Consider the following 26,456-nt stretch of genomic DNA (forward strand, 5'->3'; position numbering starts at 1 on the left):
GCGGTCATCGTTATACCAATGTATGTGCGCGAGGTTTTCGAACCTTAGGCGAGTGGAGGTAAGCATTCTCGAGTCCCAATCATCAGAAGTTAGCTAAGGCGAAAGCAACTTGATTGCGTCGGTCTGAATATACGGAGCCGTAACCTGCCATCTGCCAAATAAGTCTATGATTTTGTGGTGCCCGGGGCGGAATCGAACCACCGATAGGAGGAATTTCAATCCGCGGACTGGCGACGGCAGTATCGAATGTATGTCTGACTCCACATAGTAGCCTCTACCTGCATCGGATAATGAGGCTACGCTCGATTGCGTTCACGCAATGCCAACCCCCCACTCAACAAAACTGGCAACATTGAGATTGCCGCGAAAGCGATGTTCCCAGTCAAGGCGATCACGACGACTGACAAAAAGAAACCCAGCGTGACCAAGGAAAGCCCCGCGAACCGAAACTTCGGCAGAAAAGCGATAACGCCTCCAGCACTCTGAATGACGCCCAATATGATCAGTGGAATAATCCCCAGACCCGCTTGCATGAAAAATTCGACCTCCTGCGGAGTTCTCATGACTTTGGCTGCACCTGCCGCGATGCTGATCAGAGACACCGCAATGAGCGCGCTAAGGAAAACAAATTTCGGCATCAGGTATCTCCTCCTAGTCTATTGTCAGACGGCCCGACCTTGCTTGCGTGATTTGTAGCGCCTCGGAGGCCGCCTGGATAGCAGGCGCTCCGCTCTTACACGACAGTGGCAACGTCCACCGTCCCGCCACCCGCATGGATCGGGCAAGTCTTTGCCATCTCGACCGCCTCTTCCGGTGCTTGGGCTGATACGATCATGTATCCAGAAGGGGCATCGGTGTCGTTCATGGAAGAAACACCAGAGGTGGTCACGTGTGATGTCGCCGAGATCATGCTCCCCGGATCGAGCATCGTATCTCCCAGCCCGGACATCCACGCGCCCCATGTGGCCATGATCGCGTCGTGATCGTCTTGGGGTTCGGGCAGCCGCCCACCGTGGAATATGAACAGGTACTTTGTCATTTGAGGCTCCTTTCAGTCTCTTCTTGATCGACGCACGATCGGATGCGTCTGGGGTTAGCTCGGCACCCGACCGGCTTGCAGGGTCTGGCCCAGCCAGACCATGACAGCCGCGAAGGTCTGCAGTTTTTCCTGGCACCGCGCGGGCCCCTCAGGTCCGAAGGCCATATGTGTGTCGTCGGTATGCCACCAGACAACGAGCCCCTTGCGCCGGAGCAGATCTGCACGCGGATGATCTTTCTCATACGGTTTGGGCACGCGAACAAGGTCCGGATCCGACAGGCTGCACCCGCGTTTGCGCAGGTTATCGAGGTCACGCTGCAACTGCGCGCCGGCGGGGCCAGCAACGCTCTCACGCCATGCGTCGAGCTGGCTGGGAGCGAACTGCATAATCCCAGCGCCGAGGGTCAGCTTTCCCGGCTCAAGGCCGACCATCCAGGCCGGGCCATCGGGCCCCGCATCGGCAGGTCGAAAGGCTATGTGTACATGGGCGTTGTAAGGCGTCTTGTCTTTTGAGAACCGCAGGTCGCGGTTGATCCGAAATATCTTGGGTGTCACCGGGCCATGGCCGTGCATTTCCAGCAAACTTGACAGGGTCTCAGCGAAGTCCCGCGCCGCATCGCGGACTGCGTCGTGGTAGGCGCCGCGGTTTCCCTCGAACCACGCTCGGCTGTTGTTCGCCCGAAGAGCAGCGAGGAAGTCGATAGTGTCATGGCTGAACATGGTCATTTCGCCGGTAGGGACAGAGCATTGCCAACGGCAAGGGAGACCCATTCGCTGATGACTTCCTCAGGCTGATCGGGATCGACCAGATACATGCCGCCCATGCGCCTTCCGCCCTTTATCAGGGGTTCGCCACCCGGCAACGCCTCGGCCTTGGCGCTATTGTCCTTGCCGACACGCATCATGAACCGCGAGTCACCGGCCTCGTTGCAGCCCGCGCCTCCAACCATGTTGCCATTCACCAGGAAGCAGTGCCCTCCCATCATCTTTTTCTCAGAAAGGCCTGGGAGTCCCTCGAGCCGCTCCCTCACAAGCGCGATAATGTCCTGTTCGTTTTCCATGTCGATCTCCTTTGATGAGAGGATGGTTTCTGGTCAGAGCCAGACCTAAATCAGCAGCCAGACACCCATTGTAACGCTGGGCAGTACAGTGACGAAAATCGCCAAACCGCGGTCGGTGCTGCCGAAGATCATATAATGCGCGACGCGGCCAACAACAAAGGTCCCGACTGCAAGCCAGAGCCAGGCAGACCCGAGCCCCGTATATTCTGCGGCGCCCATCACAAGCGCCATAAGCGGAGCGTTCTCCATCAGATTGCCGTGGATTCGGATACGTTTGAAGAGTTCCGGGTCGCCGCCATCGCCGCGCAGAACGCCGCCGATCTTGTCGCGGCGCATCCCGACCCAGCCGGTCAAGGGGATGAGTGCGATCGCGAGCAGGCTGATAAAAGTGAAAGAAACGGGAAGAGGCATGTCGGGTGTGTCCTGTGCAATTTAACAAAGGCGCATGGAGGGCGTATCCAGGCGCAGGGTCATCCCGGGGCCATGTGATCGAAGGCAGGCAACGTGTCGTCAATTGTGTCCCATGCCACCTTGCAGTTGGCAAAGGCGACCATCTGCGGCTGAACCCCATTGGGGTCGTCGAGTACGGAGGCGCGGGGCGACACCGCTCCCGGATAGCCGGAGTTCGTCGAATAGATCGGGGAACCACAGGTGCCGCAAAACCCCTTCGACACCGTGTTCCCGCTATCGGCAGCATGGGCGTAGAACGGTACCTTGCCCTCAACAGCGAACGCGCTTCGGGGATGGCGATATGGGTGCAGTGCCCTGTACCGCTTGATTTGCGACAATCCTCGCAGCAGCAGTGCAGAACGACATGCGGGTCGGCGCTGCTTTTCAAGGTCACAGCACCACAAAGGCAACTGCCTGAAAATCCTTGGGCAGTCTTGCTCGTGGTCATTTCGGTCTCCGTCTGTTTGCGACTCGGATTGTGACCACAGTCGCAGGCATCTAAATATGTTAAAGAACATTTTTATATGATCTGTATGCTGAGGGGGAAAGCAGGAGGTCGCGCATGGCCTATAGCCCTGAACATAAAGCGAAAACCCGCGCCAGAATCGTTGAGGCGGCGCGGGTCTTGTTTAACCGTGACGGCTTTGCCGAGGTGACAATCGATCAGGTTATGGCACATGCGGGGCTCACGCGCGGAGGTTTCTACAACCATTTCCGCAGCAAGGAGGAGCTCTACGCCGAGGCCGTGGCAAGCTTCCTCAATGGCCGCGGAAAGACCTGGCGGGACGGAGCGGGGGTTGATCCCCTGAACGGTGGGCCAGAGACGGTGCGAGCGATGATCAGCACGTATCTTTCGCCGGAACATGCGCGAGACACAGACGGCCAATGCCCGATGATTGCGCTGCCTTCCGACGTGGCCCGGGCGACGCCCGAAGCGCGAAAATCCTACGAGGGGCTCCTGCGCGCGATGATCTGGCTCTTCGAGCACAACTTGCCAGAGGGGCAGAGCGACGGGAAAGATACGGCCCGTGTTCTTGCTGCCCTTAGCGTCGGTGGCATGGTCCTGTCGCGCACCATTGAGGACCCGACACTTGCCGACGAGGTCCGGGAAGCAGCGCGCAATTTTGCGCTGGCATCGGTGGATCGATAGCAGCAAGCCGCGACTGGCCAGCCCTAAGGCTGGACTGGTCGTCATGCGCGGCTGCATCTAACTGGCAATCTGTTCCCTTGAGAAATCCCTCTGAGGTTCGGTCAAGGTAAATGCGCCCTCCCGCAACCAAATATAACAAGCGATTACAAAGCACTAACGCCCTTAGGGGCGCTTTCTGCGTTTGTACGATACGAGCCGGTGCTACAATGGTTCTACGGGCGAGTGCTTGATAGCAAGTGAAGTGAAGGGCGGAAGCCGGCTCTTTGCGCTGCCATTTTGAGGGACGTCCGGATTTGGTTGTTTGGATCTCAACAGCAACGCCAGAGTCACAACATACAGGCCTGTCTCTGAATTAACGACAGCCCTTTTCGTTCAGGTTGCCATAATAGCGGATCGTTCAACAATCGAACGGAAGCCCCAGTATCGTGTCCGAGATTTCGACAAATCCATTATCAGAAATTGTTCTGCGGTCATCTTGAAGCCTAATTTTGGTATCAATATGTGAATCGGAAGTACTGTTTTTGCCGGCGCGTTTGTCTGAAAAGGATGTTCGCGCCATTGTTCTAGGTCCGCCGGTTTGTGCGCGGTCTGTTTTAGTTGGTAGTTTGTTATGATGCGAAGTTCGGATGGTTTTGATTTCAGTTTGCTGCAAAAAGTTGCGGCACAATGTGGCACGGTGGCAGCCATTTCAAAAGAGCCGTCGGTTGCGCCTGAGGGGTCATGGTCCCTGCCAGGTTTTGGAGCTGGTGCAAGCGTCGCAACAGCATTTGGCTATGTGCCGGTTGAAGCGTTGCGCCGCCGCGACCCAATCAAGACACAAGACGGGCGATTCCTTAGGGTGGAGCATGTCGATTCAGTTCGGCTTGATCGCCGTTACCTTCTGACCCACCCAGACTCTCAACCTATCGCGATCCGAAAGAACGGATTGGCCCCGGCTATTCCAAGTCAAACGATCCTGATGGCTGGCTGCCAGAAGATTTCACCAATTGGACGCTTTGATCAGGTGTCTGCCAAAGTTGCGGCAGATTACATTCCACTCGGGAGGGCAGAACGGAAACTCCACGGACATTTCACTTACTATGTGTTTCATTGTGGTGAGCCATGTACCGTCAATATCAATGGCATTTGGATCGATCTGGACCCTGACAGTCTTAGCATATCTCAGGACTGACGCTGCTGCCAATATGTCTGGGAACACGCCAGAGGCCCTAGATCGCCTGCGTGCAGAGGGCAACTCTTACAAATGGTGCAACGGCAGCTTGGTCTAAGGTTTGTGGCTGCTGTCATCGCGAGATGCAGCGGCGACAAATCCGACAAGGAGGAAAGCGCGGGCTGGGTAATCCGCTGTCCCGGCTGATCCCAAAATCCCGAGCTATCTGCCGCCTGCTCAACCCATCCTGAAAATGGGCGCGACGTACCTTCAAATACAATTCCCCGCTCTCGGCGATGCAGGCATCGCCTGCCGGGCAGCGGGTGAATATCGCCAAGCCCTCCCATCAAATGAAAGGGCCAAAGTGGCCGACTTTTAAACCGCCTGCGACACCACACTGCCGCCGCTACCGTGGCCGAGTATTGCTCCGCCGATTACAGTTCAAGCCGTGCTCAAAGCCGGGGCAAGAACTGACGAGCTGCGCTTGGAACTCTCATGGGGAATACATTGGCGCGCATCTCTGTCGGCGTTTTCAAGAGGAACGCATTGTCTGTCACTGTTCCGACGACGCAGATCACAGCATAAGTTGGAATCAAGGTGTCTCATCACCTGAGGATTTCCGGGTCATGACCTTTTTGACCTGATCGACCGACGTGAGACCATTACTGCGTGAGTCGATTACGCTGCACATTATCCCAAGAGAGTGCCCAACAACAAATTTGCCCCCAACAGCGAAAATGCGCCTAAGAAAAAACCCTTGAACTGTTCGGAATTTGACCGATGCCGCAACCGCTCACCTGCGGAAAACCCAAGCAGCGTCGGGACCAGCAAAAAGGCCGAGATTGCCAGATCTGGGGACGAACTGTGCCCCACAGTTATGAACATAACCAAAATTGACACACTGCCGGCCGAGATTAGGAACCCGAGTGCCTGAACAAAGGCGTCACGCTCCAGTCGGAGACCCGTCAGGTACATGGCCAATGGTGGCGCCCATGCGGCAGTGAACCCACCAACCAGCCCGGCAACCACAGCGCTGATCCCTTCGAACAATCGCACCCTGTGTGACGGGATCGGGGGCACCATGTCGCGCCAGCTGAAAAAGCAGAATACCAGTACAAAAACACCCAGCACAGCGCGCAAGACCCGATCAGGTGCGGATTGACTGAACCAGACGGTTCCAGCGACACATAGGGTCAAAATGGCGGCGTAGCGCCAATGCTTTTTCGCGCATCCAATCATGTCCGGTCCACGCCAGAACTGCCAGATGTTGCTCAGCAACATTGGGATCAGGATCAATGTGACGGCAGATCTCGCGTCAAGCTGTAACGTCAACAGAGCAAGCGCGACGGTCGGCATCCCTAACCCGATAAATCCTTTCACCGCGCCCGCCAGCAGCAGGACGGCGCTGGCAAACGCGATCAGGGAAAGGTCATCCATTGCTGCTTCAGTTTACTTCATCTGCCAGTCGTGGCTTTCGCGGTAAAGCTTGAGAACCACACGTTTCTTCCTCCTATAGACTTGTGATACATCTTCGGCAATGTTTGCCGTTTTACGCGAACAGGCGATTGCCGTTTATGACGCAACAGAAACGATACGGTGAGCGTGCCGTTGGAACATCTTGCAGTTGCTACGAAGGCGAAAAAGCCGTTCAGTTTCTACAAGTCCTGTATGAAACAAACGGCACAAGAGAAGGGCCAGCATGTCGAAAGCACCCCAATCGGACTTGCAGCGCGCCCTCGCGGCGCGTTTCAGCGATGCACCTGCGCACGTTGAGAGCACCGCGCATTCCGACCTTTTATACTCCATGGCAGCACGTGGGTCTTGTCGTGCATTCATGGATAAGCCAGTCCCATCTGACTGGGTCCGCACCATCTCTGCGATCGCCCTGTCCGCTCCCACAAAGAGCGATCTGCAACAGTCTGATATCATCGTAGTTGAATCCAAAGAGATGCAAAGACGTCTTGCAACACTTGTTTCGGGTCAGACTTGGGTCGCGGATGCGCCAATGATTGCCGTCATTTGCGGCAATAACCGTCGCCAAAGGTTGCTCCACGAATGGCATGGCGTCCCGTTCGCAAACGACCATCTTGACGCGCTTTTCAATGCAACGGGGGATGCCGCCATTACGCTGGGCGCATTCGTGACAGCGGCAGAAGTGCTTGGGCTCGGCTGCTGCCCGATCAGTGCTGTGCGAAATAAGGCTGCGGCGGTCTCTGACCTGCTTGATCTGCCGGACCATGTTTTTCCGTTTGCGGGCCTTGCATTTGGTTTCCCCGCGCAAACGCCGACGATCTCGAAGCGGCTACCACTACAGGTCACTTGTCACGTAGACCGGTATAGGGAGATCAACTTGAAAGAGGCGATTGCGCAATACGATGAAGAGCGCGCGACCTCTCAGCCCTATGAAAAACAGAGATTCCCAAAGAACTTCGCGGACAGCGACAGTTACTCCTGGTCTGAAGATAAAGTCCGGCAGTACAGCGAGCCCGAACGTGCTGACTTCGGTAGCTACATCCGGTCATGCGGCTTCAAGCTTGATTGACTTCTACGCTAGCCGGCTAACGACTACGGGACGCAGAGGGTTGATGTCAGAAGTCTTAACACACGAACCATAAAACGTCCTTTGCCAACTCTTCAGAATGGGCGGACATATTTCCTCTTAATGGGCTCTGGAAGAGCGCATTTCAGAGATCACTGTCCGGTACGGCTGGCAAGTGGTGACCGGGAACCGCAACAAGGTTTCCTTTTACGCTTATGGTTACGGTTACGGTTACCGAGCTGTTATAACTTTTGAAATCTCCCAACACGAAACAGAAGCACTGTCGGTCGAAACCGTATTTTCTGCATTGGCCAAGAATGGATCTAGCTGGGTCGACTTTGGACTAATCCTACTTCTCTGCTTCTTGGTTTTCATTCTTGCAGAGTGGTGCTTGGGCACTAATATTTCGCTGCAATCATTTATGTTGCAGCTCCTATCTTCCTTCGCGACAGATCTGCTGAGGCAGAAATCAGAAAATTTGCCACGTCACTAATGGACTGAAACAAAAGCTTTCACCGTCTCACTGCTGCTACATTCTTACATCAAGTCAAGGGTAAACGCCTATTGAGGCACGATACCTATGTTCATTTCCCGAATGTCACTTTGGCGACATCTCAATGACATGCGCGAGCGCATCGAACAGCTCGTCGAGGGCCCGCTTTTTGACTTGGTTGTTTCTGTAAACGAGGCCGAGCGTTCTTATTGGCGCATCTGAACCGAGGCCAATGCGCTTAACTGGCACAGTATCGAACGGCTTGACCGCAAGATCAGGGACGATGGATACGCCAAGGCGGGCGTGTACCATCGAAACAATCGCTTCTGGGCTATCCAATTCCATTGTTTCAGCCACCTGAATACGTTTTGACGTAAGCCAATTGTCTATAAGTGTCCCCGCAACAGCGTTCCTGTCGTATCGAATAAATGGTCTCGATTTCAAAAGAACCACCGGGTCCACTTCTGTTTCGTCGACGGATGCGATCAGTTGCATCGGCTCTTGCGCCAGCTCTCGAAAGGTTATGTCGGCAGGCATCAAGTTCGGTTTGATGACGATTGCGGCGTCCAGGCCTCCACGTTCAATCTCTGTCAGCAAAGCACCTGTCAGCCCGGGGCGAATGTGCAGCCCAATCTCGGGGTACTTCGATTTCAGGGCCGCCATCGCCTTTGGCGTAAGCCCTGTAAGTGTCGTGCGCAAAGCACCAAGTGTAACAATGCCTCTTAGGCCACCGTCTCCTAGCGCGGACGGCACCAGATTGTCATAGGCGTCGACCAGCGTTCGGGCCTTTGCGACGATCAGATGCGCCGCTGGCGTAAGCTCTGGCGTGCGCGTGCTACGATCAAATAGCTCAATATCCAGCTGGGCCTCAAGTGCCCGCATTTGCTGACTAATCGCGGCGTGGGTCACGTGAATGACATTCGCGGCCTCACTAAATGTTTTGGTATCCGCGATTGCTACGAGGGTTCGGAGTTGCCGGATCGTCATGTTCAATCCTTTCGCCTATTGGGTCGATTGTGCAGCAGATCAAGCGCCGAATGGAGCCTTGGGGCTGCAAGTGCTCTTGTCTAGCTCTCTAACGCCCGTGCGATTCTTTTGAAAGAAAAACTAAAGTATAGGTAAAATATTTTTAGTTTCTTTACAGAGAAACTTACTGTTATACACGGTTAGTGTTGCGCTTTTTTGGCTGTGTCCAGTGCACTTCTCATCGCTTCTTTTGAGGGAGATTCCATGAACGACTTTGATGGCCTGTTGCAACAAGCCAACTTGATTGGCAGCGCCTGGACCGGTGCAGACAGCGGTGAGACCATTGCCGTAACGAACCCGGCAACAGGCGCTGTCATCGGGCAAGTGCCCAATTGTGGTGCAACCGAGGCCAATCGTGCGATTGCGGCGGCGACGGCGGCTTTTGGTGATTGGTCAACCAGCAATCTGTCTTTCCGTGTCGGCCTGCTGCACAAGCTGCACGACGCATTGATGGATAATCAGGAAACCCTTGCGCAGATGCTCACAGCAGAGCAGGGCAAGCCGCTTGTAGAGGCGCGTGGCGAAATTGCCATTGGTGCGGCCTATGTGCGTTGGTTTGCTGAAGAGGTGCGGCGCGCCAAAGGCGAGATTGTACCGTCCCCGACCGCCGATCGCAGGCTTATGGTTACGCGCCATCCTGTGGGCGTTGTGGGGGCGATCACGCCGTGGAATTTCCCGTCCTCCATGTTGGCGCGAAAGCTGGCAGCCGCGCTTGCAGCGGGGTGCACGATTGTCGCCAAGCCGGCCACCGCTACACCCTATTCAGGTCTGGTGTGGGGCAAGCTGTGCCAGGACGTTGGTTTCCCCGATGGGGTGGTGAACATTGTGACCGGCTTTGCCCGTGAAATCGGGGGGGCCATCATGGCAAGCCCTGATGTGCGCAAGGTCACCTTCACAGGATCCACGGATGTTGGCAAAGTGCTGATCCGTCAATCCGCAGATACAGTAAAGAAAGTGTCCATGGAACTTGGGGGCAACGCGCCATTCATCGTGTTTGACGACGCAGATATTGATGCGGCCATCGAAGGGGCAATGATCGCGAAGTATCGCAATATGGGCCAGACCTGCGTGTGTACGAACCGCTTCTACGTACAGTCTGGTATTCACGACGCCTTTGTCGCGCGGCTGAAACAGGCCACCGAAGCACTGGTTGTCGGCGATGGCACCGAGGATGGCGTCGCACAGGGGCCGATGATCGACATGGCAGGTGTCGAAAAAGTTGAAGAGATGATCGCCGATGCGACCTCCAAGGGTGGCAAGATCGTCTCTGGTGGCAAAAGGCACGAAAAAGGCGGCACCTTTTTTGAGCCGACTGTCATCACCGGTGCAACCGCCGATATGCAATTCGCAACCGAAGAAATCTTTGGTCCGCTCTCTGCCGTCTTCAAGTTCGAGACCGAAGAAGAAGCAATCGATGCGGCCAACGCCACGGAATTTGGCCTTGCGGCCTATGCCTATACCAAATCGCTCGGGCGCACCTTCCGACTGAATGAAGGGCTGCAATATGGGTTGATCGGCATCAACTCCGGTCTAATCACCACAGTTGAGGCCCCGTTCGGCGGGCTGAAGGAAAGCGGGATGGGCAAGGAAGGCGGCAGTCAGGGTTTGGAAGATTACCTGTCCGTCAAATACATGTGCGTTGCCGGTTTGGACGCCTGACAAAAAACCACCGCGTCCCGGTGGGTCGCGGAGCCGTACCGAGCTTGGCTCAACGAAAAAGGGAATAAACGATGCGCGCAGCTGTTGTCAGAGACTTCAATGAAGACCTTTCCATTGAAACGGTAGAAGACCCAAGCTGCCCCGATAACGGCGTTGTTCTCGAAGTGGCCGCTTGCGGGGTGTGTCGTTCTGATTTTCATGGATGGGTCGGCGGTCATCCCAAAGTCACCAACGGATCAATTCTGGGGCATGAGTACTGCGGAACGGTTGTGGAGGCCGGGGCGCAGGCCAAGTACCGCATCGGCGACAAATTGATCGCCCCGTTCATTCTGGGGTGTGGTGATTGTCCGGCTTGTCGGACGGGTCACTCAAACACCTGCGAAAGTGCCATTGTCCCCGGATTTGGGGCGCCGGGCGCCTACGCAGAATTTGTTGCCGTGCCATTTGACCACAACCTCGTTCATTTGCCTGAAACAATGTCAGAAGCACTGGCCGCCGGTCTTGGCTGTCGGGTGACAACCGCGTGGCACGCTTTGACCGACCGCGCCAATGTGCGTGCAGGTGAATGGGTCGCCGTTCATGGCACGGGCGGTATTGGCTTGTCGGCTCTGCTTCTGGCCAAAATGCTCGGGGCGCGGGTTATTGTGGTCGATGTCGTTCAGGAAAAGCTTGATCATGCGCTGACGCTGGGTGCAGATGCAGCCGTCAATGCAGCGACACAGGATGTTCCCGACGCCATCTGCGAAATCACCAAGGGCGGTGCGCAGGTGTCACTTGAGGCGCTGGGAATTGCGCAGACCACGAACGCTTCTGTTGAATGTCTTGCGACACTCGGCAGACACGTTCACGTAGGCATGCCCGCGGGTGATGGGATGATGGAGGTAAACATGCGTGCCATCTATTCTAAGCAGTTGGCCTTTTACGGGACCCGCGGAATGCCTGCATGGAAATATCCGTCTTTGTTGGAGATGATCGAACGGGGCGATGTGGACCTTACCCCTATGTTGGACAGAGAAGTCACGCTATCGGGGGCAAGTGCTGAATTGCGCGCGATGAAGGGCCCGACGCGTCCCGGAACGGCTGTGATTACGGATTTCTCCAAATGACGGCAGAGGTGCTGAAAGTCGCCATTCAGCGCGATGCGGACCGCGTCGATACGTTCGACGTGCCTGCCTATGAAAACCAGACCGTTCTGGACGTTGTGTCATGGGTGCAGCAAAACGCCGACCCGACCCTGAGTTATCGGTTTGCCTGTCGTGTGGGCATGTGCGGCAGCTGTGCGATGATGGTGAATGGCGTACCGCGCTGGACCTGCAGAACCCATATTTCCAAGGTGCTTGACGGTAATGCAGTCACAATTGGGCCGCTGCGCAACTTGCCCGTGATCAAAGATCTGGCGGTGGATATGGATCCGTTTTTTGACAAATGGATTGCAGCCGAAGGCGTGCATCATGGCGCCTTAACGCGAGATGACGAGATTGCCCCCATCGATGAGACGAGTGCGACAAGAGTCGAAGCGAATGCCGGGATCGAGTGTATCAATTGCTCCGTTTGCTATGCGGCTTGCGACACGGTGGCGGGCAATGTGGACTACCTTGGCCCTGCCGCCCTGCAAAGGGCGTGGACGTTGCTCAATGACGCCAAGGACGAGGGCCGCACCGCGATTTTGGACGCTGTTTCAGGCAAGGGCGGGTGTCACAACTGCCACTCCATGGGGTCATGCACGGCCTATTGTCCAAATGATCTGGACCCGATGTCGGCCATCGCGGGTCTGAAACGAGAAACCGCCAAAAACTTTTTCAAGCGGGGCCACTGATGCTGTCTTTGCAACTTTACATGTTTCAACGGCTCAGCGCCCTGCTGATGGCCCCCTTCGTGATCGGTCACCTTGCGGTCATGATCTATGCTATTCAGGGCGGGTTGAGCGCGGCAGAAATTCTGGGCCGGACGCAAGGTTCGGTCTTGTGGTTCTTGTTTTACGGCACCTTTGTGGTCGCTGTCTCTATCCATGGTGCGATTGGCTTGCGTGCTGTCGCGTTTGAATGGGGCGGGCTGAAGGGCGCGGCTCTGGACGGGTTCATGTGGCTGGTTGGTTTGGGTTTGTTTGCACTAGGCGCGCGCGCTGTCTGGGCAGTCACCTTTGCAAAAGGCGCGGGCGCATGAAGGTAGCAAAGGGCATCACATCACGCGCGCACCCCTTGTGGCTTGCCTATATCATGCATCGCCTGTCGGGGCTGGCGCTGGCCATATTCCTGCCCCTGCATTTCTGGGTGTTGGCTATGGCGATGACCGACCCCGTGCGGCTTGATGGGTTCCTCCATCTGACTGAGGAAGGTGTGGTGAAACTCGCCGAGTTCGGTCTCGTTTTCCTTTTAGCCATCCACATGTTTGGCGGCTTGCGCCTGATGGCGATGGAATGGCTGCCTTGGAGTACATCACAAAAGACATTGGCCGCAGGTGCGACGGCGGTGTCCTTCTGCATTGCAGTTCTCTTTTTCATGAGGGCGATTTGACATGAAACTTTCCGATATCGAACGCCACGACACCGACATCCTGATCCTTGGCACTGGTGGGGCTGGCTTGTTCGCGGCACTTCACGCCCAACAGAGAGCACCCGAGGGGACGAAAATCACCATCGCGGTGAAGGGCTTGATCGGTAAATGCGGCTGCACGCGGATGGTTCAGGGCGGCTACAACGTGGCCCTTGGCGGCGGCGATACGGTTGAACGGCACTTCATGGACACGATCAACGGCGGCAAATGGCTGCCCAATCAGGACATGGCCTGGCGCTTGTGTGAACAGGCCGTGGTCCGCATTCGTGAGCTGGAAAACGAGGTTGGGTGCTTCTTTGACCGCAATGCGGACGGGTCCCTGCACCAAAAGGCCTTTGCCGGGCAAACGGCGGACCGGACGGTGCACAAGGGTGATCTGACGGGCATCGAGATCATCAATCGGTTAATGGAAAAGGTCCTCGCCTCCGGTGTTGAGAAACTGCAAGAACACCGCGCGGTGGGTCTGATCCCAACCAAAGACAAAAGCGCGCTGGCGGGCGTTCTGATGATCGACATGCGGACGGGCAAGTTCCGGCTTGTACGCGCCAAGACGGTGATGATGGGCACGGGCGGCGGGCCGACCATGTACAAATACCACACGCCATCAGGTGACAAAACGATGGATGGCCTTGCCATGGCGCTTCGCGCAGGGTTGTCTCTGCGCGATATGGAAATGGTGCAGTTTCACCCAACCGGCCTGCTTGCTGGCGATCACACGCGCATGACAGGGACCGTGCTTGAGGAGGGCCTGCGCGGCGCCGGGGGACAGTTGATCAGTCATGCCGGACAACGGTTTATGTTCGATTATGATGAGCGTGGCGAACGCGCCACCCGCGATGTGGTCAGCCGGGGCATCTATGCGGAGATGCGCAAGAACAACAATCCCGAGCAGGAGGGCGTGTTCATCTCTATGGCGCACCTTGGGCCGGACAATGTGCGCAAGAAGTTCAAAGGCATGGTCAACCGCTGTGCGGACAGCGGCTTCGATCTGGCCGCGGGCAAGGTCGAGGTTGTGCCAACTGCTCATTACTTCATGGGCGGCGTCGTGGTCGATGTGGACACGCGCACAGCGATGGAGGGCCTCTATGTGGCGGGCGAGGACGCGGGCGGCGCGCATGGATCCAACCGATTGGGTGGCAATGGTGTCGCTAATTCCACCGTCTATGGCGGGATCGCAGGCGACACGATGGGCCGCGATGTGGCGGGCATGAGCCTGCGGGAACCAGATGAAGAAGTGTTATCTGCAGAACTTGAGCGCACAATCTATCCCCTCAGCCGCAAGCCTGATCTTGTGCTGCCGCTGCGAAAGCAACTGCAGGACATCATGTGGGAAGATGTCGGAGTCATGCGGACCGAAGCTGGCATGAAACGGGGGCTGAAGGGGATTGCGAAAGTGTCGGACGCCTTGATGGATGTGGGTGTCGAAAGCAGCAATCTGGCGTTTAACCTCACTTGGCATGACTGGCTCAATCTACGCTCGCTTTGCGATGTCTCCGAGGTCATTGCCAAAGCCGGGATCGCCCGCGAAAACTCACGCGGCGCTCATTTCCGCGAAGATTTTCCAGAGCCGGGTGCGATGGAGGACAGCGAATTTACGGTCGCGACACTGCAGAACGGCAGTGCCGTGGTAAAAAATGAACCCGTTCAATTCACCATCGTGCGCCCGGGCGAGACTGTCTTGCCCGAAGGTGCGCCTGAAACATTGGTTGCAGCACAATGATCCCTATAAACCTTATCCAATCCACCGCCGAAACCCTGATGGACAAGGCTGCAATCGAAATCCCGCAGGACTACCTTGATGGATTGCAAGAGGCCGCCAGGACAGAAGACGGCGACTTGTCGTCTTTTGTTCTCAAGGCGATGCTGGAAAACTACGAGGCCGCCAAGGAAGACCGCCGTGCGATGTGCGGCGACACCGGCGTGCCGCGCTGGTTCGTCAAGATGGGCAACGAAGCGCAGGTTGAGGGCGGTATGGTCGCACTTGAGGCCGCATTGCGCAGGGCGACCGCAAATGCCACCAACGGTGTCCCGCTGCGCCCCAACCGGGTGCATCCGTTGTGGCGGACGGATCATAACAATAACGTCGGCATCGGCGCGCCAGAGATCGAGTATGGCTATGAGCCCGAGGGCGCGTGGGTCGATCTGATCACCGTCCACAAAGGCGGGCTTTTTGGATCGGATTACCGGATGCTGTTCCCGTCTGATGGTATTCAAGGGATCAAACGCTTCTACCTCGACAGCCTGATGGCGTTCGGCAAACGCGGCCTTGCCTGCCAGCCTGCGATCATTGGGATCGGACTGGGCGGATCAAAGGACATCTGCATGACGCTGGGCAAACGCGCCTCGACGTTGCGGATCGTAGGGTCGCGCAACAGTGATCCCGAAATCGCCAAGATGGAGGATGAGTTCAAAGAACTTGGCAATTCCATTGGCATGGGCGCGATGGGGTTTGTCGGCAAGAACATGGTGATCGATTGCAATATCGAAGTCGGCTATTGCCACACTGGCGGAATGCCTATGTCGGTGCACGCCTTCTGCCTGTCGTCGCGCCGAGCCGTGGCCCGCATCCATGCGGACGGGCGGGTCGAGCACCGCACGGACCCCGACTGGTTCACCGACTACCAGCGCCGCGAAACCATTGACTGGGAACCTGTGCGGGAGGCAGCAGAATGAGCGCGCCACGTGAAATCATCCTGTCCACGACCCCCACCGATGAAGCGATCGCCGATCTGCGTCTTGGCGATATCGTCTACCTCGATGGTCTGATGTACACCGCGCGCGAGGGCGTCTACATGCGCGCGCTGGAGGATCAGGCGAATATCCCGATGGAATTGCCCTCCCAATCCGCCACCAACTTCCACTGCTCGCCTGCCGCACGCATCAATCCGGATGGGTCTTTTGATATGGGCGCTGTGACAGCGACGGCATCGTTCCGCTTTGCCAAATGGCTGCCGGAATGGATGGCCAAGACCGGGGCGAAGTTGATCGTCGGCAAGGGCGGCATGACGTCCAAGGATTACAAGGAGTATTTCGTGCCCAACGGCGCAGTTTACCTGTCCACCGTTGGGTACGGCACGGGCGCGTTGTTGGGGCGCGGCGTTGAGAATGTGGAGGCTGTACATTGGAACGAGGAGCTGGGCCTCGCGCAGGCGATGTGGGTTCTGAAGTGCAACCGCATGGGCCCCTTCATCGTCGCCTCTGACATGAATGGCGACTGTCTGTTTGAAAGAGAAAACGCTAAAATTGCAGAGGGCGTAGCGCGGGTCTACGAAGGCACCAGACCAGCAACCCTTAAACGCTACGGCGAAAGTGATGACCGCACGGATGAGGTCATTTAAAGCCGTGCCCATCGTTGCGCACAAGAATGAGACTGCACAGACGTCAGAGTGCCTCATCCCATTGTTGATCCTGGAGACATTGGCGAAGTCTGATCGACCGATGTCCGTGGCTGACCTGGGCAAGTCCTTGGATATTGAGACAGCGATCCTGCAACCGCATTTCGCGGCATTGGAAGAGCAAGAGTTCATCCAAGGTTCTGGATCGCAGAGCGCCTTTGTTTTTGGTGGCAGATTGGCAATGCTATGTGGGGCGTTGGAATCCGGTGATCTCACTTAGGGCCCAGACCCTCAGGCAGCTGGCATGTAAAGTACGGTCCGAGTATTCGGCCATGTCGAGGTTACTCGCAATTTCCCACATGCGCGCGAACACTCCCTGAGACGCCTGGAATTCAAGCAATCAGCGCGCGCAGCATCAGTATAATTCCCGACAGAAACATCATTGCGATGATCAAGCGGCGAAATTGATCATCGTCCAGCCGTTTGAACAGCGCGATACCGATCTGGGCAAAGATCATCGTTACAGGAAGCGCTAAGCCGATGAGTATCAGGGTGTCCCAAGTATAGGCTCCCTTGATCGCGAACATGATCAACGCGAGCCCTAGGACAGTCACGTTGAAAGGCTGAAGCACGGCGCGGGTTTCGGCCTTGGGCCAAGGACGCAGGGCGCACCACATGGTCAGCAATGCGCCCGACAACGACGCGGCACCGCCAAGCAAGCCCCCCACGAACCCGACGATACGGTCGATCACGGGTGTGGGCCGTTCGAATTTTGGCAACGTGGTGCGGAAGGTGAAAAATCCGCCATAAAGCAGCGTGAAACTTGCGATGAAGATCTTAAGTGTCTCTACCGGCATGTATGCAAGAGCCGCTACGCCTATCGGTATGCCGGGAAGCGCAGGGAGCAGGAAGCGCGCGAGACGCCTTGGCTGATGTGCAATCGAGCTTCGCACCAACCAAACGCCCTGCAAACCGCTGGCGACGGAAATAACGACAACCATTGAAACTGCCTGAACCGGCGGCACGACATTCAGCCAGAAGCCAAGTGCAAAAAGGGATGTTCCGAACCCCGCCAACCCGTTGATAAGCCCACCAGCTGCCGCCCCAAGCAGGAGGTAAAAGTAGAAATCAGTTGGCAATTGTAACGTCCATAAATTCGACGCTCACCGAGCTAATGCGTGGTTCTACTGTATTATGCAAAGGGTACCACACTTTGCGGGTTTTCGAAGCCAGTTCAAGCTTACTCGCCGTCACTTCCGGTGTCTGTTGGAAACGATCAAACATCTTAACACCCCTTTATTTCTTTCAGAATCTTTATCATCACGCCAATGCTGGCCGGTAGCCCCAAACTATGGGTTATTCTCAACTGCTCCCACTTGCAGTTCATTTAGTTCGATCTGATGCCGTACATCGGACTCATCCAATTTGCTTCTGCGCCAGATTGCGACCCATGCGATGTTGTAGAGGTCAGTAACGGAAATGATTTTGATCTGAACGCTTCCCGTGGCTACGAAAAGCCCCGGGGCTCAGAATAAAGGTCCGCATTGTCCGCAACCTGAAAGTTTTGGTCACCCTGCAGCGAAAGGGCAGTTTTGGTTTTGCGCTTGGTGGTGGATTTGAATGGCCGCATTGGTGAAATCCGTTGCGCTCAATAAACAGTGATGTTGCATCTGCGAACAAATGCTGCGCCAGCAATAGCTGCACCTGCACAAGTCCGGTTTGTCCGCTCAGCGGACCTTCGTTCAAGCCGCAGCGAATGGCGGCAAAGAGCCCATTTTGGAGGTGTTCTGTCTTGCAGCGAAAGCCCGCTTCACAGAAGGCACTCCTCGATCAACGACACTAAAAGTGGCAATTGAAGCGCATCTGCAGAAGCGTCTTGAGAAATTCCTATGGTCGTTTCAACTTAATCTTTGGCTGTGAAAACGTGTCGACTGCGGCCTGCAATTCCGGGTGCTGTCTGGCAAACTCTTTTATGTCGATCCCGTTGCGTGCCGCGTCTGCAGCTTGGCGCAGTGCGATGACGCCGGCGCCAGCACCATCCGGATGGCTTAGGATTCCGCCACCTGCGCAGAAAATGAAGTCATCGTTGCCCAGCAGGCTGCGTGCGGGGTCAATCTGCCAGACTGTTTGGCCCGAGGAATACACGGGCATGGCCAGATGCGCGGGGCCGGAATCACAGACAGGGCTTTGCACCGAAGTTGCAGACTGCGCGATCACGTCATCGGTTTCCGTGAACTTATTCGCGAGCCCGTTTACGTGCAGGTGGTCGGCCCCTGCGAGACGCCAGAGTTTTTGCATGACAGGGAAGCTGATCCCGATATCGGGAGAGCGCGAATAAATGCCCCAACCGGCGCGATGCCCATGGATTGTCATGGGGCTTCGATTGCGCAAGGCACGCAGGCCAGTCAGGCCTACAGAGCTCATGCAGACCATTGCACAGGTCCCGCCGTGCGCTTCAAGCACGTCCAGATTACGCCACATCTGGTCAATTTCATCTGTGACGTTGAACGCATACATGACCCGCTTGCCTGTTTTGTCGGCATGTGCGTTGAGAACGCGGGTGACCTCTTGGACCCGTTCGGCAAAGGGACAATGCGCACCGTTTGCCTGCAATTCATCATCTTTGATAAAATCGATGCCCGCATCAACCAGTGTTTGGACAAGCGCGGCAGTCTCGGAGGGGTTCAAACCAACACTTGGCTTGATAATGGTCCCAATGACTGGCCCTTGATGGCCATCCATAAAGTCGCGTGTTCCTTGCGCACCAAACTGTGGGCCGGGGTGATCTGTGGCAAAGGCACTCGGCAACTGCATGTCAACAAGACGTATGGCGGACAGTTCAGCGAGTTCGAACAGATTACCTGCCAAGGTGGACATCAGCGTTGGAAGGGATGTTCCAAAATTGTCCAGCGACCAGCTTATGGTGACGGTGCCGCGCTCGTAAGTCTCGCCTGTTTTGCGACTTGGCAGAGAGGGCGTAGAGGAGGTGCCCGTAATCTCGATGTTTTCGATACGCGCCGCCGATCTTTCACGCAAAGCATCCGTTTCCGCAGCAAGCCGGGTGAAGGTTCCTGTTGATTGCTCTCCGGCTAGAACCTCTGCTGCGCGCTGAACGCCCACTGGTGATTCAATGTCGTAGGTTGCTGTAATGCGGTTCATCGTTTTCCTCCTCCGCTACGGATCCATCCGAAGTAATCAGGGCTGCCCATTTGCCCGCCCTTAAGCGCCAATTCCAAACCATCCATCGGTCCCTTGGCATGGGCCTGAAACAGGGCGGCTCCCGGAATGGTTGGGGCCAATGCTGAAAGGGCAAAGATGCCAAGCTGGCGGGTCGCGTTGCCTGAGGTGTCGCCGCCTGACGCAACAGCACGTCGTGCGCCGCTGCGGCTGAGCGTTTGATAAAGAATACGCCCAAGGGCTTCGCCAACGCGCAGGTTTGCGTCTGCCATTGTGGCGTTTGAGTGTCCGACCGCATTCTTGAACTGTTCAACCGCAGGATCGTCCGGGCCTTGCGCGCTATAGATCAGCGGATCGAGGTCACGGGACATGGCCTCCAGACCCGCCTGAACGCACCGCCCTATCTCTGTTTCAAGCTCATCAGCGCCCCTGCAAACGCAGGCCGCGTCAAATGCGATACCAGCAAACCCGTTTGCGATGGCCCATGCGATTTGATCTGCAGTCGTGGGGGAGACTGATCCCGACACGACAACCATTTTGTCAGAACGGCCGATGCCTTTGGGTGCGTCAGCGACTGCAATCTGCCTTGTGTCTTGCCAGTGCCGGACAAGGGCATATTCGACACCCTGAGAGCCGACGACAAAGGGGTTGGCGTCGCGTCCTTCCCAGATCAAACGCCCAGCTACTGATTCGGATGCGCTGTCCATACTATCGAGTGTGATGGCTTCTATCCGGTCAGGGTTCGCAGGGATGACAGGCAAAGTCGCGTTTGCATTCATGTCCTCTAAAGACAGGCACCTTGTATCCAGTTTCGTTGATTGTTGGGAAAGGTGCTTTGCAACGTCTGCTTCGTGCATCGGGGTCACCGGATGGCGCGACATGACCGGGTGCTGATCAAGTCGGTAAACAGCATCGCCAAAGCCCGCAAACAAATGCCCAAAGGACTGGTATCTGCGCATCTGTGGTGCTGCGATCAGGACGGGAATTGCGGCCGGAGAAAACTGGGCCTGACCGATTTCAATGGCGCGCCCGATGGATCCGACTTGCGGCGAAGAATCCAACGTTGAACATACTTTATAGTGCATCAATGCCGGTTTCAGGGCAGCCAGTTGCGCAAAGATATCCGGCAGCTCGGCGTCCATCCACTCAGGCGATTGGGCGCGTGCGGTCGACGCCACCCCGATCCCTTTCAGATCAGGATATCGGGCCAGCTGATCTGTCGTTGGCGGTTCCAGAAATAACATTGAGGGGAGCCCTGCAAAGGTGAGCACCTCCATCACGGCTGCCGCGCCAGTGAAGTCATCCGCATACCACGTCACCAAAGGCCCGTCGTGCAGCGTGTTCTGGGGCTGAGTCATGGGGCGTTGTCCTCCACGGCCAAGAAATCATTTGACATAAACACATACTTATATACTTATCATACCAGTTGTCAATTCAATCCCGCCGGACCGCGGGAGCCACGGGAGGGGTTTTTATGACAAAGCTAGCTTTGTTTGGTGCAGGCGGGAAAATGGGCATGCGCCTTGGTGCGAACCTCGCCAAAACCGATGAATTCGAAACCATGCATGTCGAGGTGTCTGAGGCAGGTCAGGCCGCCGTTCGCGAAGCTTACGGCATTGACTGCGTGGATGTTGATGTGGCGCTGGACGGCGCAGACATCATTGTTCTGGCTGTGCCCGACACGGTCATCGGCAAAGTTGCCCATGGCATCATCGACAAAGTAAAACCCGGCGCGATGATCTTTGTTCTTGACGGCGCGGCCCCTTTTGCAGGCCATTTGCCCGAGCGTGCAGACATCACCTATTTCATGTCCCACCCCTGCCATCCTCCGATCTGGAACAACGAAAACACAACTGAAGAGCGGCGCGATTACTTCGGTGGCATCTCTGCGGATCAGGGGATTGTGAACGTTCTAATCCAGGGGCCGGAAGAGCACTACGCCGTGGGTGATAGTGTCGGCAAAGCGATCTATGCGCCTGTCGTTCGCTCGCACCGCGTGACGCTCAAGCAATTCGCTCTGCTGGAGCCCGGCTTGTCCGAGACGGTCAATGGCTCGCTGATGAAGGTTTTGCGTATGGCGATGGACGAGGTCGTCAAGAAGGGCGTCTCTTACGACTGCGCCCGCGACTTCCTGTTGGGTCATATGAATATCATGGGTGCGGTCATGTTCGACCAGCACCAAGGCGTATTTTCTGACGCCGCCAACAAGGCAATCGAATTCGGGATTCCGGTCCTGATGAAAGACGACTGGCTGCGCTGTTTCGACGACGACGAAATCGCAGCAAGCGTCGACCGGATCACCTGATCCAATGAGGTCGGGCAATTGCCCGAAGTAAAAACGCTTAAGGGAGGAAACCAAATGCGTAAGATCCACACAACACTTGCCGGGGTGGCTATGGCCGCTGGCCTCGTCACAACCGCGTCTGCTGAAACAACGCTGCGTATTCAGACACATCAGGGGCAATCGTCGTCCTATGGTCAGGCAATTCAGGATTTTGTGGACTCTGTGTCTGTCATGTCCGGCGGCGAACTGAACATTGAGATGTTCTATTCGTCCTCTGTTGTGCCTTCGGCAGAAACCTTTGACGCCGCGATCAACAGCATTCTCGACTGTGATATGACCAACGGCAGTTATCAGGCTGGCAAGAACAAAGCGTTCCAGTTCGTGTCCGATACGATGGGTGGCTATGACTCCCCGTTGCAGTATCAGGCATGGGTCGAAATGGGCGGTGGCCGCGAAGCGGTCAATGAACTTTATGCCGGCTACAACATGACGTTCATCGGTGCTCATGTCGGTGGTCAGGAATCCCTGACATCGACGCGGCCTCTGGCGGGTGTTGCTGATTTGGAAAACTGGAAATTCCGCGCGCCTCCGGGCATGGCATCGGACATCTTTGCGTCGCTTGGTGCCAAGCCGATCGTGATGGATTTTTCCGAAGTGATCACAGCGCTTGAATCCGGCATCATCGATGGCGCTGATGCGTCCACGTTGGGCAACAACCTGCGGATCGGCACCTACGACATCGGCAAGCACACGAACTTTCCCGGCTTCCACTCCATGGCTGCTGACCACCTAGCGTGCCGCACGGATGTCTGGGAAGGTCTGAGCGAACAGCACCAGACCATCATTGAAGTCGCATACCAGAACGTTGGCATGGATCTGATCCTGCAAACTTTGGTCGACAACGGCGAAGCGTTGGCGAAACTGCCTGACATGGGTGTGACCACCTACAACTGGTCCGCTGAAGATCGTGCAACCTTCCGTGCTGCTGCTCAGGAACAGTGGAACGTATACGGTGGTGAGACCGAAGAAGGTAAAGCCATGGTCGACAGCCATGTTGCATTCATGCAGCGCATTGGCCTGATCCAGTAAGCTTGACCTAAGGTCTGATACATTGCGCGGCCTCGGTTTCGGCCGGGGCCGCGCAATCATAGGGCAGGAAATGCCTGAAATTTGTCAGGGAGGGGCAAATGGTCGAACATGAACGAACAGGCCCGTTGGATCCGATCACGTGGGGTATCAGCCGAATTGCCATGTGGTTGCCGATGTTTATCGTCGCGATCATCTTTTTCGAAGTCGTCATGCGATATGTTTTTGGTCGCGCGACGATGTGGGTCAACGAGACCTCTCTTTGGGTTGCGGGCGCATCTTACATGTTTGCTGGCCTCTATTCGATGCAGCAGAGAAGCCATATTCGGATCTACATTCTCTATGATCTTGCCCCGCGCTGGTTGCGTCGAACATTCGATGTCATTTCGACCGTCTGCATTGTTATTTTCGCCGTTGCATTGATCTGGGGAAGTTATGACGATGCGGTACGCAAGTTCATGACTTGGGAACGCTTTGGCACAAAGTTTGACCCGCCCATTCCCGCCACGCTCAAACCATTGATCCTGATCACGATGGCGCTTTTGGCACTGCAGGCGATTTCCAACCTGATTTTTGACTGGAACACTGATCAGGGCGAGACACCGCTGGTTGAGGATTTAGAAGACCTACTGGAACATGTGGGTGCGGATCATCTGGAGGCCCGCCCGACAGGCGAGACCACCGATCACAACTCTGCGCTTGGCGACAACAAGAAATAAGAGCCCGGGAAAGGGAACGTCATGGATATAGGAACCATATCGCTTGTTCTGCTAATGGGCATGCTCTTGCTTTTGGCAATCGGAATGCCGCTGGGCTTTGCTTCGGGATTTTTGGCAGTCGTTGTCATGGTCATGAAATTCGGTCCGGATTTGCTGTTCAACAATTTCGGGACGGGGCCACTCAACCTTTTGGGGCAACGCATCTACGGGATCATGACCAGCTATGTTCTTGTGTCAGTTCCTTTGTTCATCTTAATGGCGAACCTTTTGGAACGCTCGGGCATCGCACGGGATATGTATGATACGCTCGAAGCGTGGATGAGCCGTACACGAGGAGGCATCGCTGTTGTTACGGCGCTCATGGCCGTTGTGATGGCCGCCATGTCCGGCATTATTGGCGGCGAAGTCGTTTTGCTGGGCCTGATCGCTCTCCCGCAAATGCTGCGGCTTGGATATGATCAAAACCTTGCAATTGGGACCATCTGTGCTTCTGGGTCTTTGGGGACGATGATCCCACCATCCATCGTGCTAATTTTCTACGGGCTCATCACGGACACTTCGATCCATGCCTTGTTCCAGGCAGCGTTTGTACCGGGCTTCATTTTGGCCTTGGGATACATCGCCTACATCCTGATCCGCACCAATCTGAACCCGTCTCTGGCCCCGTTGCCCGAACCGAAGGATACGGATCTGACCGGCAGGCAAAAAAGAACTTACGGACTGGCCTTGATCGCCATGATCGTGGGCGTTGCTGCTGCCATAATGGTCGTGCGCGGGCTATATCTAAATGCCTTTGACCTGATCGAATCCGACACCGGGGGTATCTCTGGCGGCTTCATCATCCGGGCCGGAACCTTGGCGCTGGCCTGTGGGGCGTTCCTATGGTTCGTGACCGGCAAGGACAATGCCGTGGCCGCATGGCAAAACGGAAAGGGCATGGTGTCTCCGCTGCTCGTCGTCTTTGTCGTGCTGGGGTCAATTTATGGCGGCATTACCGGCATTACCGAGGCTGCAGGCATCGGGGCTTTTGCGGTTTTGGTCCTCATTATCCTGCGCGGGGAATTTTCTTGGAAACTTCTGCAGGAAGCCTCCATGCGGACCTTCAAGTCTACCGGGACCATTATGTGGGTGACCATTGGCGCGACGGCGCTAGCCGGTGCGTATACTCTGGCGGGGGGGCCCACCTTTGTGGCCAACCTGATCGTGGGGCTGGATATGCCGACACTGGGCGTTTTGCTGATCATGATGCTGGTCTTCCTGTTCATGGGGGCCTTCATGGACTGGACTGGAATTGTGCTCTTGGTCATGCCTGTCTTTTTGCCCATTGTGCTGAAATTGCCTTGGGACGAACTGGGTATTACCGGCGGGCTTGATACGCAGTTGGCAGTGCAGGTGTGGTTCGGCGTGCTATTCTGCGTGAATATGCAGGTCAGCTTCCTGTCACCACCGTTTGGCGGCGCAGCCTTTTATCTGAAATCAGTGGCACCCGCCCATATCACGCTGCCGCAGATCTTCAGAAGCTTTCTGCCCTTTATAGCAATCCAAGTCGCGGTTTTGATGCTCATCCTGCTTGTGCCTCAGATCACCACACTGTTTCTGCACTAATCCGGGGGCTGACTGGTCAACTGGTTATACATGTGGGAGACTTGGCACGACGAAAGCAATGAGGCCGCACTGCATGACCACAAAGAATATTGATCACATTGACGCTCCGATTGTGCGTCAAAAACTGTCGGATCAAGTCTTCGATCGCCTTTGGGCGATGGTACAATCCGGGGAACTGTCGCCGGGGGATGCCATGCCATCAGAGCGGGCCCTGATGCAGCGCTTCAATGTGGGTCGCCCCGCTGTCCGCGAGGCCTTGCAAACCATGGCAAACAAAGGGCTGATCACAATCGCTCATGGGGAACGCAGCCGTGTGAACAAGCTCACGCCCGGCATTGCCTTTGATCAGGTCGACGACATTGCCAAACTACTGTTGTCGGCCGAGCCTTCAAATCTGGAAAACCTAAAACAATTCCGTAAAATCCTTGAGGCTGGATCCGTTCAGATCGCGGCCAAAAACTGCACCGCAAACGACATCGAAGAATTGCGCACCCTTGTTGAGGTCCAGCGCAGTAAGCTTGGTCAAGACAAAGACTTCATTGAGGCGGACATCGCCTTTCACGTCGCCATCGCCAAGATGACGAATAATCCGCTTGTCCAAGCGGTGACGCAAGCGATGCTGTCTTGGCTCTCTGCGTACTACAAACCGGTTCTGCATTGGTCAGGGCGCGAAGACAGGACGTTGCTCGAACACGCCCGTATCGTAGACTTGTTGGAAGAAAACGATGTGTCCGGTGCGGTGAAACTGATAGGAGATCACCTTAGCCGTTCTGATCCACTTTATGAGCCAAATTAGGCCCCGTTGTCTTACCGTCACTGGCACGCAAAGCAGCCATTGGTGCAAGTGTCCATCGCATTCATCTATCAGTGATAGCTAGCCTTGTGATCAAAAATAAGCCTCAGTCTAGTGTTCGATGGAAACATAGGTATTATGTATGAAATCGCTGGGTGCGCTCCAAAAGCCGTCGTTCGTTTTCCAGAACAACGCTAAGAAGAAAATGCCAATCGGAGGTACATCGTTTGAGTTTCTTACAGGTGTCTGACGTCAGCGCCTATGGGTCCAAATAGCTGTATTTGCTAAGGGAGGGTTTGTTGCTCATCGTAGCCACTGAGGAGTGGACGATGAGAAAG

At 55.8% G+C, this 26,456-nt stretch carries 27 protein-coding genes and 1 pseudogene; 17 read left to right on the plus strand and 11 right to left on the minus strand.

Going from position 1 to position 26,456, the window contains the following annotated elements; all coding sequences use genetic code 11:
• Nucleotides 1-296 precede the first annotated feature (296 nt).
• From C8N45_RS22005 to C8N45_RS22030, 6 genes and pseudogenes are all read right to left on the minus strand, one after another.
• Nucleotides 297-638: a hypothetical protein gene (locus tag C8N45_RS22005; RefSeq protein ID WP_108389049.1), complete on the minus strand. Its 342-nt coding sequence runs from the start codon at nucleotides 636-638 to the stop codon at nucleotides 297-299.
• Between the two features lie 95 nt (nucleotides 639-733).
• Complete coding sequence (locus tag C8N45_RS22010) at nucleotides 734-1,039, minus strand: YciI family protein (protein ID WP_108389051.1); 306 nt, start codon at nucleotides 1,037-1,039, stop codon at nucleotides 734-736.
• A gap of 54 nt (nucleotides 1,040-1,093) precedes the next feature.
• Nucleotides 1,094-1,759: a DUF2461 domain-containing protein gene (locus C8N45_RS22015; protein WP_168769564.1), complete on the minus strand. Its 666-nt coding sequence runs from the start codon at nucleotides 1,757-1,759 to the stop codon at nucleotides 1,094-1,096.
• 2 nt (nucleotides 1,760-1,761) lie between these two features.
• On the minus strand, nucleotides 1,762-2,100 hold the full coding sequence (locus tag C8N45_RS22020) for a TfoX/Sxy family protein (RefSeq protein WP_108389055.1): 339 nt from the start codon (nucleotides 2,098-2,100) through the stop codon (nucleotides 1,762-1,764).
• Between the two features lie 45 nt (nucleotides 2,101-2,145).
• Nucleotides 2,146-2,511, minus strand: coding sequence for an MAPEG family protein (locus C8N45_RS22025; protein WP_108389057.1), 366 nt, complete (start codon nucleotides 2,509-2,511; stop codon nucleotides 2,146-2,148).
• A 59-nt stretch (nucleotides 2,512-2,570) separates the two neighbouring features.
• Nucleotides 2,571-2,998: pseudogene (locus C8N45_RS22030) on the minus strand (GFA family protein).
• A 114-nt stretch (nucleotides 2,999-3,112) separates the two neighbouring features.
• On the opposite strand from C8N45_RS22030, the gene C8N45_RS22035 reads away from it, so the two are divergent.
• Both C8N45_RS22035 and C8N45_RS24195 read left to right on the plus strand, forming a co-directional pair.
• Nucleotides 3,113-3,700: a TetR/AcrR family transcriptional regulator gene (locus tag C8N45_RS22035; RefSeq protein ID WP_108389060.1), complete on the plus strand. Its 588-nt coding sequence runs from the start codon at nucleotides 3,113-3,115 to the stop codon at nucleotides 3,698-3,700.
• Between the two features lie 613 nt (nucleotides 3,701-4,313).
• Entirely contained in the window at nucleotides 4,314-4,871 is a 558-nt protein-coding gene (locus tag C8N45_RS24195) for a Hint domain-containing protein (RefSeq protein WP_375342486.1), read from the plus strand.
• A gap of 669 nt (nucleotides 4,872-5,540) precedes the next feature.
• On the opposite strand, the gene C8N45_RS22050 is transcribed toward C8N45_RS24195, so the two are convergent.
• A complete protein-coding gene (locus C8N45_RS22050; RefSeq protein WP_108389066.1) occupies nucleotides 5,541-6,287 on the minus strand; it encodes a sulfite exporter TauE/SafE family protein in 747 nt (248 codons plus the stop codon).
• A 367-nt stretch (nucleotides 6,288-6,654) separates the two neighbouring features.
• Between C8N45_RS22050 and C8N45_RS22055 the strand changes: the two genes are divergently transcribed.
• On the plus strand, nucleotides 6,655-7,392 hold the full coding sequence (locus C8N45_RS22055) for a nitroreductase family protein (protein ID WP_258793377.1): 738 nt from the start codon (nucleotides 6,655-6,657) through the stop codon (nucleotides 7,390-7,392).
• 595 nt (nucleotides 7,393-7,987) lie between these two features.
• Here the strand turns inward: C8N45_RS22055 and C8N45_RS22060 are convergent.
• The gene (locus tag C8N45_RS22060) at nucleotides 7,988-8,869 is read right to left on the minus strand and encodes a LysR family transcriptional regulator (protein WP_108389070.1); all 882 of its coding nucleotides are present in this window, start codon (nucleotides 8,867-8,869) and stop codon (nucleotides 7,988-7,990) included.
• 243 nt (nucleotides 8,870-9,112) lie between these two features.
• Here C8N45_RS22060 and C8N45_RS22065 point away from each other — a divergent pair, with 243 nt between their 5' ends.
• The 9 genes from C8N45_RS22065 to C8N45_RS22105 all read left to right on the plus strand — a co-directional run bounded on the left by C8N45_RS22065 (nucleotide 9,113) and on the right by C8N45_RS22105 (nucleotide 16,734).
• Entirely contained in the window at nucleotides 9,113-10,567 is a 1,455-nt protein-coding gene (locus C8N45_RS22065) for an NAD-dependent succinate-semialdehyde dehydrogenase (protein WP_108389072.1), read from the plus strand.
• 71 nt (nucleotides 10,568-10,638) lie between these two features.
• Nucleotides 10,639-11,673, plus strand: coding sequence for a zinc-binding dehydrogenase (locus tag C8N45_RS22070; protein WP_108389074.1), 1,035 nt, complete (start codon nucleotides 10,639-10,641; stop codon nucleotides 11,671-11,673).
• Entirely contained in the window at nucleotides 11,670-12,383 is a 714-nt protein-coding gene (locus tag C8N45_RS22075; protein ID WP_108389076.1) for a succinate dehydrogenase/fumarate reductase iron-sulfur subunit, read from the plus strand. The genes C8N45_RS22070 and C8N45_RS22075 overlap by 4 nt, the downstream gene beginning before the upstream one ends.
• Nucleotides 12,383-12,730, plus strand: a complete 348-nt coding sequence (locus C8N45_RS22080; protein WP_108389078.1) for a succinate dehydrogenase/fumarate reductase transmembrane subunit — start codon at nucleotides 12,383-12,385, stop codon at nucleotides 12,728-12,730. The genes C8N45_RS22075 and C8N45_RS22080 overlap by 1 nt, the downstream gene beginning before the upstream one ends.
• Nucleotides 12,727-13,080 (plus strand): succinate dehydrogenase, cytochrome b556 subunit, encoded by a 354-nt coding sequence (gene sdhC, locus C8N45_RS22085; RefSeq protein ID WP_108389080.1) that lies wholly within the window; start codon nucleotides 12,727-12,729, stop codon nucleotides 13,078-13,080. The genes C8N45_RS22080 and sdhC overlap by 4 nt, the downstream gene beginning before the upstream one ends.
• Before the next feature lies 1 nt (nucleotide 13,081).
• Entirely contained in the window at nucleotides 13,082-14,839 is a 1,758-nt protein-coding gene (locus tag C8N45_RS22090) for an L-aspartate oxidase (RefSeq protein WP_108389082.1), read from the plus strand.
• Complete coding sequence (locus C8N45_RS22095) at nucleotides 14,836-15,792, plus strand: fumarate hydratase (protein ID WP_108389084.1); 957 nt, start codon at nucleotides 14,836-14,838, stop codon at nucleotides 15,790-15,792. The genes C8N45_RS22090 and C8N45_RS22095 overlap by 4 nt, the downstream gene beginning before the upstream one ends.
• On the plus strand, nucleotides 15,789-16,457 hold the full coding sequence (locus C8N45_RS22100; RefSeq protein ID WP_108389086.1) for a fumarate hydratase C-terminal domain-containing protein: 669 nt from the start codon (nucleotides 15,789-15,791) through the stop codon (nucleotides 16,455-16,457). Before C8N45_RS22095 ends, C8N45_RS22100 begins: the two co-directional genes overlap by 4 nt.
• Complete coding sequence (locus C8N45_RS22105; RefSeq protein ID WP_133176037.1) at nucleotides 16,432-16,734, plus strand: IclR family transcriptional regulator; 303 nt, start codon at nucleotides 16,432-16,434, stop codon at nucleotides 16,732-16,734. Before C8N45_RS22100 ends, C8N45_RS22105 begins: the two co-directional genes overlap by 26 nt.
• Before the next feature lie 112 nt (nucleotides 16,735-16,846).
• Here C8N45_RS22105 and C8N45_RS22110 read toward each other — a convergent pair whose 3' ends face one another.
• The 3 genes from C8N45_RS22110 to C8N45_RS22120 form a co-directional block, all read right to left on the minus strand.
• Entirely contained in the window at nucleotides 16,847-17,593 is a 747-nt protein-coding gene (locus C8N45_RS22110; protein WP_108389090.1) for a sulfite exporter TauE/SafE family protein, read from the minus strand.
• A 748-nt stretch (nucleotides 17,594-18,341) separates the two neighbouring features.
• Nucleotides 18,342-19,613, minus strand: coding sequence for a ribulose-bisphosphate carboxylase large subunit family protein (locus C8N45_RS22115; protein ID WP_108389092.1), 1,272 nt, complete (start codon nucleotides 19,611-19,613; stop codon nucleotides 18,342-18,344).
• On the minus strand, nucleotides 19,610-20,989 hold the full coding sequence (locus C8N45_RS22120; RefSeq protein ID WP_108389094.1) for a four-carbon acid sugar kinase family protein: 1,380 nt from the start codon (nucleotides 20,987-20,989) through the stop codon (nucleotides 19,610-19,612). The genes C8N45_RS22115 and C8N45_RS22120 overlap by 4 nt, the downstream gene beginning before the upstream one ends.
• A 116-nt stretch (nucleotides 20,990-21,105) precedes the next feature.
• Between C8N45_RS22120 and C8N45_RS22125 the strand changes: the two genes are divergently transcribed.
• The 5 genes from C8N45_RS22125 (at nucleotide 21,106) to nanR (ending at nucleotide 26,121) form a co-directional block, all read left to right on the plus strand.
• Nucleotides 21,106-21,936 carry a phosphogluconate dehydrogenase C-terminal domain-containing protein gene (locus C8N45_RS22125; protein WP_108389096.1) on the plus strand — a complete coding sequence of 277 codons (831 nt, stop codon included), beginning with the start codon at nucleotides 21,106-21,108 and terminating at the stop codon, nucleotides 21,934-21,936.
• Between the two features lie 54 nt (nucleotides 21,937-21,990).
• Nucleotides 21,991-23,004 carry a TRAP transporter substrate-binding protein gene (locus tag C8N45_RS22130; RefSeq protein ID WP_108389099.1) on the plus strand — a complete coding sequence of 338 codons (1,014 nt, stop codon included), beginning with the start codon at nucleotides 21,991-21,993 and terminating at the stop codon, nucleotides 23,002-23,004.
• 98 nt (nucleotides 23,005-23,102) lie between these two features.
• A complete protein-coding gene (locus C8N45_RS22135) occupies nucleotides 23,103-23,720 on the plus strand; it encodes a TRAP transporter small permease subunit (protein WP_108389101.1) in 618 nt (205 codons plus the stop codon).
• Between the two features lie 21 nt (nucleotides 23,721-23,741).
• On the plus strand, nucleotides 23,742-25,325 hold the full coding sequence (locus C8N45_RS22140; RefSeq protein WP_108389103.1) for a TRAP transporter large permease: 1,584 nt from the start codon (nucleotides 23,742-23,744) through the stop codon (nucleotides 25,323-25,325).
• A gap of 73 nt (nucleotides 25,326-25,398) precedes the next feature.
• The gene (gene nanR, locus C8N45_RS22145) at nucleotides 25,399-26,121 is read left to right on the plus strand and encodes a transcriptional regulator NanR (RefSeq protein ID WP_245882816.1); all 723 of its coding nucleotides are present in this window, start codon (nucleotides 25,399-25,401) and stop codon (nucleotides 26,119-26,121) included.
• Nucleotides 26,122-26,456: the final 335 nt, after the last annotated feature.

The sequence above is a fragment of the Yoonia sediminilitoris genome, assembly GCF_003058085.1.
Classification (GTDB): Bacteria; Pseudomonadota; Alphaproteobacteria; order Rhodobacterales; family Rhodobacteraceae; genus Yoonia; species Yoonia sediminilitoris.

Coding starts and splice junctions, on each gene's coding strand:
- nanR (WP_245882816.1), top strand. CDS start 25,399: ATGACCACAAAGAATATTGATCACATTGACGCTCCGATTGTGCGTCAA.
- C8N45_RS22105 (WP_133176037.1), top strand. CDS start 16,432: ATGACCGCACGGATGAGGTCATTTAAAGCCGTGCCCATCGTTGCGCAC.
- sdhC (WP_108389080.1), top strand. CDS start 12,727: ATGAAGGTAGCAAAGGGCATCACATCACGCGCGCACCCCTTGTGGCTT.
- C8N45_RS22090 (WP_108389082.1), top strand. CDS start 13,082: ATGAAACTTTCCGATATCGAACGCCACGACACCGACATCCTGATCCTT.
- C8N45_RS22050 (WP_108389066.1), bottom strand. CDS start 6,287: ATGGATGACCTTTCCCTGATCGCGTTTGCCAGCGCCGTCCTGCTGCTG.
- C8N45_RS22010 (WP_108389051.1), bottom strand. CDS start 1,039: ATGACAAAGTACCTGTTCATATTCCACGGTGGGCGGCTGCCCGAACCC.
- C8N45_RS22115 (WP_108389092.1), bottom strand. CDS start 19,613: ATGAACCGCATTACAGCAACCTACGACATTGAATCACCAGTGGGCGTT.
- C8N45_RS22065 (WP_108389072.1), top strand. CDS start 9,113: ATGAACGACTTTGATGGCCTGTTGCAACAAGCCAACTTGATTGGCAGC.
- C8N45_RS22130 (WP_108389099.1), top strand. CDS start 21,991: ATGCGTAAGATCCACACAACACTTGCCGGGGTGGCTATGGCCGCTGGC.
- C8N45_RS22095 (WP_108389084.1), top strand. CDS start 14,836: ATGATCCCTATAAACCTTATCCAATCCACCGCCGAAACCCTGATGGAC.
- C8N45_RS22060 (WP_108389070.1), bottom strand. CDS start 8,869: ATGACGATCCGGCAACTCCGAACCCTCGTAGCAATCGCGGATACCAAA.
- C8N45_RS22100 (WP_108389086.1), top strand. CDS start 15,789: ATGAGCGCGCCACGTGAAATCATCCTGTCCACGACCCCCACCGATGAA.
- C8N45_RS22070 (WP_108389074.1), top strand. CDS start 10,639: ATGCGCGCAGCTGTTGTCAGAGACTTCAATGAAGACCTTTCCATTGAA.
- C8N45_RS22075 (WP_108389076.1), top strand. CDS start 11,670: ATGACGGCAGAGGTGCTGAAAGTCGCCATTCAGCGCGATGCGGACCGC.
- C8N45_RS22025 (WP_108389057.1), bottom strand. CDS start 2,511: ATGCCTCTTCCCGTTTCTTTCACTTTTATCAGCCTGCTCGCGATCGCA.
- C8N45_RS22125 (WP_108389096.1), top strand. CDS start 21,106: ATGACAAAGCTAGCTTTGTTTGGTGCAGGCGGGAAAATGGGCATGCGC.
- C8N45_RS22120 (WP_108389094.1), bottom strand. CDS start 20,989: ATGACTCAGCCCCAGAACACGCTGCACGACGGGCCTTTGGTGACGTGG.
- C8N45_RS22080 (WP_108389078.1), top strand. CDS start 12,383: ATGCTGTCTTTGCAACTTTACATGTTTCAACGGCTCAGCGCCCTGCTG.
- C8N45_RS22005 (WP_108389049.1), bottom strand. CDS start 638: ATGCCGAAATTTGTTTTCCTTAGCGCGCTCATTGCGGTGTCTCTGATC.
- C8N45_RS24195 (WP_375342486.1), top strand. CDS start 4,314: ATGCGAAGTTCGGATGGTTTTGATTTCAGTTTGCTGCAAAAAGTTGCG.
- C8N45_RS22055 (WP_258793377.1), top strand. CDS start 6,655: ATGGCAGCACGTGGGTCTTGTCGTGCATTCATGGATAAGCCAGTCCCA.
- C8N45_RS22015 (WP_168769564.1), bottom strand. CDS start 1,759: ATGTTCAGCCATGACACTATCGACTTCCTCGCTGCTCTTCGGGCGAAC.
- C8N45_RS22035 (WP_108389060.1), top strand. CDS start 3,113: ATGGCCTATAGCCCTGAACATAAAGCGAAAACCCGCGCCAGAATCGTT.
- C8N45_RS22135 (WP_108389101.1), top strand. CDS start 23,103: ATGGTCGAACATGAACGAACAGGCCCGTTGGATCCGATCACGTGGGGT.
- C8N45_RS22140 (WP_108389103.1), top strand. CDS start 23,742: ATGGATATAGGAACCATATCGCTTGTTCTGCTAATGGGCATGCTCTTG.
- C8N45_RS22020 (WP_108389055.1), bottom strand. CDS start 2,100: ATGGAAAACGAACAGGACATTATCGCGCTTGTGAGGGAGCGGCTCGAG.